Annotated in this window: 3 protein-coding genes and 1 pseudogene; 1 reads left to right on the top strand and 3 read right to left on the bottom strand. The window is 73.3% G+C overall.

Annotated elements, in window-relative coordinates; all coding sequences use genetic code 11:
• Positions 1-62: 62 nt before the first annotated feature.
• The 3 genes and pseudogenes from JNW91_RS30360 to JNW91_RS30350 all read right to left on the bottom strand — a co-directional run bounded on the left by JNW91_RS30360 (position 63) and on the right by JNW91_RS30350 (position 3,098).
• Positions 63-1,013, bottom strand: coding sequence for a VWA domain-containing protein (locus JNW91_RS30360; protein WP_203178916.1), 951 nt, complete (start codon positions 1,011-1,013; stop codon positions 63-65).
• Positions 1,010-2,010: pseudogene (locus JNW91_RS30355) on the bottom strand (DUF58 domain-containing protein). Before JNW91_RS30355 ends, JNW91_RS30360 begins: the two are co-directional and overlap by 4 nt.
• Complete coding sequence (locus JNW91_RS30350) at positions 1,989-3,098, bottom strand: AAA family ATPase (protein ID WP_203178915.1); 1,110 nt, start codon at positions 3,096-3,098, stop codon at positions 1,989-1,991. The pseudogene JNW91_RS30355 and the gene JNW91_RS30350 overlap by 22 nt, the downstream one beginning before the upstream one ends.
• A gap of 240 nt (positions 3,099-3,338) precedes the next feature.
• Between JNW91_RS30350 and JNW91_RS30345 the strand changes: the two genes are divergently transcribed.
• Positions 3,339-3,569, top strand: coding sequence for a hypothetical protein (locus JNW91_RS30345; protein ID WP_203178914.1), 231 nt, complete (start codon positions 3,339-3,341; stop codon positions 3,567-3,569).
• The last annotated feature ends 85 nt before the right edge of the window (positions 3,570-3,654 follow it).

Here is a 3,654-nt window from a genome sequence, read left to right as displayed (position 1 = left end):
CGCCCGGCCCCGCGCAACCCACGGCCGGGTGGTGCCCGGGACCCGCCCGGGCACCACCGGCGTCAGAGCATCCGCGACGACCAGAGCAGGCTGAGCGCCCCCGCGCAGAGCGCCAACAGCAGCGCCACCCCGGCGTACCACTGGGTCACCTCGCGGGGCTCGGTACGGAAACCGATCGAGCTGCCCATGTCCTGGTAGACCTGCTTCAGCTCGCTCACCGAGGCCGCCTCGTAGAAGTAGCCCTCGGTGGTCTCGGCCAGCTCGGCCAGGGCCAGCCGGTCCACCGGCACCCGCTGGAGCTGCCCACCGATGTCGACCTGACCGGTGTCGGTGCCGAAGGCGATGGTGGAGACCGGCACGTTGGCCGCCTGGGCGGCGGCCGCCGCCTCCTCCACCGACCGGCCGGAGGTGCGGAACCCGTCGGAGAGCAGCACGATCCGGGCCGGCGGGATACCCGCCGCGCCGTCGGACGGCACCGACCGGATCGCCTCCAGACAGGTGAACACCGCCTCGCCGGTCGCGGTCGCCTCGGCCAGCACCAGCCCGTCGATGGCGCTGGTCACCGCGTCCCGATCCTTGCCCGGTGGCACCAGCACGTTGGCGGCCTTGGCGAACGACACGAGGCCCAGGTTGTAGCTCTCCGGCAGCTCGCCGACGAACTGCTTGGCCGCCTCCTGCGCCGCCTCCAGCCGGTTCGGCGCCACGTCGTCGGCCTGCATCGACAGCGACACGTCGATGGCGAGCATCACCGTGGCCCGCTCCAGCGGCTCCTTCCTGTCCATCGCGGGCCGGGCCAGCGCGGTGGCCAGCACCAGCAGGCAGAGCAGGAACGCGGTCGCCGGCACGTGCCGGCGCCAGCCCAGGCCCTTCGGCGCCACCGTACGCAGCAGGTCCACGTTGGTGAACCGCATCGCGTACGCCCGACGGTGCAACTGCCGCCAGACGTAGAACGCGGCGAGGGCGAGCACCGGCAGCACGGCCAGCAGCCACCACGGTTGCAGAAAACGGATCATCGTGTCGTCCCCCGGGTACGCGCGTGCGCTGCGCGGCCACGAAACGCACCATGTCCAGCAGCCAGTCTCGATCGGTACGCAGACGCAGGTGGGCCGCGCCGGCGCCGCGCAGGGCGGCGGCGATCGTGGCCCGCTGGGCGGCGGCAGCCTCGGCGTAGCGCTGCCGCAGCCGCGGGTCGGCGGTCTGCACCTCGTGCAGCTCACCACTCTCCGGGTCGACCACCGGCAGCACCCCCACGTCGGGCAGCTCCAACTCGCGCGGGTCGACCACCTCGATCGCCAGCACGTCATGGCGGACGCGCAGCTTGCGCATCGGCCGGGACCACTGCTCGGCCGGCGCGAGGAAGTCCGAGACCACCACGGCCACCCCACGCCGCCGGGGCGGGCGGTTGAGCATCTCGACGAGGGCGCCCAGGTCACCCCGGCCGGGCTGGATCGCGGTGCCGGCGATCGCACGCAGCAGGCCCTGCGCCTCCTTGCGGCCGGAGCGGGCCGGCAGCCGGGTGAGCACCCCGGGCCCGACCGGCGGCGGAGCGCCCCGCCAGCGTCGGGCCGGCGCGGAAGCCCCGCCGCCGGTGCCGATCACGGCGCCGACGCGGTTGCCACCGCGCACGGTCAGGTGGGTGATGGCGGCAGCGGCAGCCACCACCACCTCCCGCTTGAGCCACTGTCCGGTGCCGAAGTCGAGGCTGGCCGAGAGGTCCAGTGCCAGCCAGGTCTCCAGTTCCCGGTCGGCAACCGTTCGTCGCACGTGCGGCGTCGTGGTCCGCGCGGTGACCGGCCAGTCCATCCGGCGCACGTCGTCTCCGGGCCGGTACTCGCGCGACTCCCCCGCCTCGCTGCCCGGGCCGGGGAGCAGACCGGCGTAGTCGCCCTGCAGAAGGCCGTCGAGCTTGCGGGTGACCAGCAACTGGAGCCGGGACAGCACTGCCTCACTGCGGTCGGCGAGAGGGGCGGGACGAGGGGTGGGTGAGGTCACGGGCGCTGCCCGGGCCAGCCGGCGCCCGGCGGCGGGACGGTCGACGACGGGGTGGCCTGCTGGCGGGGAGCGACCGCCGGCAGCGGGATGGTGGACATCACCCGGTGCACGATGTGGTCGGCCGGCACGTCGTCGGCGAGCGCGTCGTAGCTGAGCACCAGCCGGTGCCGCAGGATGTCGGGGGCGATGTCCTGCACGTCCTGGGGCAGGGCGTAGTCGCGTCCGCGCAGCAGCGCCAACGCGCGGGTGGCCCGGACCAGGCCGAGGGAGGCGCGCGGGCTGGCCCCGTACTGGATCAGCTGGGCGACGTCCGGCATGCCGTGCTCGGCCGGGGCGCGGGTGGCCAACACCAGCCGTACCGCGTAGTCGACCAGCGCGTTGTGTACGAAGACCTGGTCGGCCTTGCGTTGCAGGGCGATCAGGTCGGGGGTGTCGAAGACGGCCGTCGGCTCCGGCGGGGCCACGCCCATCCGGTAGACGATCTCGCGCTCCTCCGCGTCGGTGGGGTAGCCCACGACGATCTTCATGAGGAACCGGTCCCGCTGCGCCTCGGGCAGCGGGTAGACGCCCTCCTGCTCGATCGGGTTCTGGGTGGCCATCACCAGGAACGGGTCGGGCACCCGGTGGCTCTCCCCACCGATGGACACCTGCCGCTCGCTCATCACCTCCAGCAGCGCCGACTGCACCTTGGCCGGAGCCCGGTTGATCTCGTCGGCGAGCAGGAAGTTCACGAAGACGGGGCCAAGCTCGACGTCGAACTTCTCGCTCGACTGCCGGTAGATCCGGGTGCCCATGATGTCGGCCGGCACCAGGTCCGGGGTGAACTGCACCCGGGCGAACGAACCGCCGACGACCTTGGCGAGGGTCTCCACGGCCAGGGTCTTGGCCACCCCGGGCACCCCTTCGAGCAGGCAGTGGCCGCGGGCGAGCAGCGCGACGAACATCCGCTCCACCATCCGGTCCTGCCCGACGATGACCCGCTTGATCTCGAACAGCGCCTTCTCCAACAGAGTGGCGTCCTGCGCGGGTGTCGTCACCGGGGCGGGTTTCTCCGGGGCCGACGCCCCGTTCGGCGTCGGAGCGTCGGGCATGGTCGGCTGGGCCACCGGTCCTCCACAGCGTTGGTCGGTCGTCGCGGCTGGTGCGGTATCAAGACTCGCACGCCTTCCTGAGTGTCGAGGTGGGGAGAAGCCGATTTTCGCCGCGCCGTCCTCGGCGGCCGAATCGCCCGTCACGGGTGGACAGGGACCCGTCCGCCGTGTGTACGATTCATCCCGTCGCCGGGCGGCTCCCCCCGTGGCCGCCCGGCGCTCAAGCCTCCGTCCCGCCGCCCTAGACTGGCCGGGATGAGCATCCCCCTCCCCGCCGACGAGCCCCTGGTCTGCTCGGCCCGGGGATGCCGCGCCCCCGCCGTGTGGGCCCTGGAGTGGAACAATCCGCGCCTGCACGACGCCGGGCGCCGCAAGACCTGGCTCGCCTGCGGCGAGCATCGGGGCAGCCTCGGTGACTTCCTGGACGCTCGCGGCTTCCTGCGTGCCGTCACTCCGGTGCCCGGATCGCCTACCCTCGACATGTGAGCGGCGACCGACCGGCTTCCCCCGGCCCCACCTCCCCGTCCTGGCCGCCCACTCCGGGCACCCCACCCGGTGTCGAGCCGCCGCC

The organism is Micromonospora parastrephiae (assembly GCF_016802865.1).
Taxonomy (GTDB): Bacteria; Actinomycetota; Actinomycetes; order Mycobacteriales; family Micromonosporaceae; genus Micromonospora; species Micromonospora parastrephiae.
Note: the sequence above shows the minus strand (reverse complement) of the source record. Positions and strands in the feature narration are given on the sequence as shown.

Coding starts and splice junctions, on each gene's coding strand:
- JNW91_RS30360 (WP_203178916.1), bottom strand. CDS start 1,013: ATGATCCGTTTTCTGCAACCGTGGTGGCTGCTGGCCGTGCTGCCGGTG.
- JNW91_RS30345 (WP_203178914.1), top strand. CDS start 3,339: ATGAGCATCCCCCTCCCCGCCGACGAGCCCCTGGTCTGCTCGGCCCGG.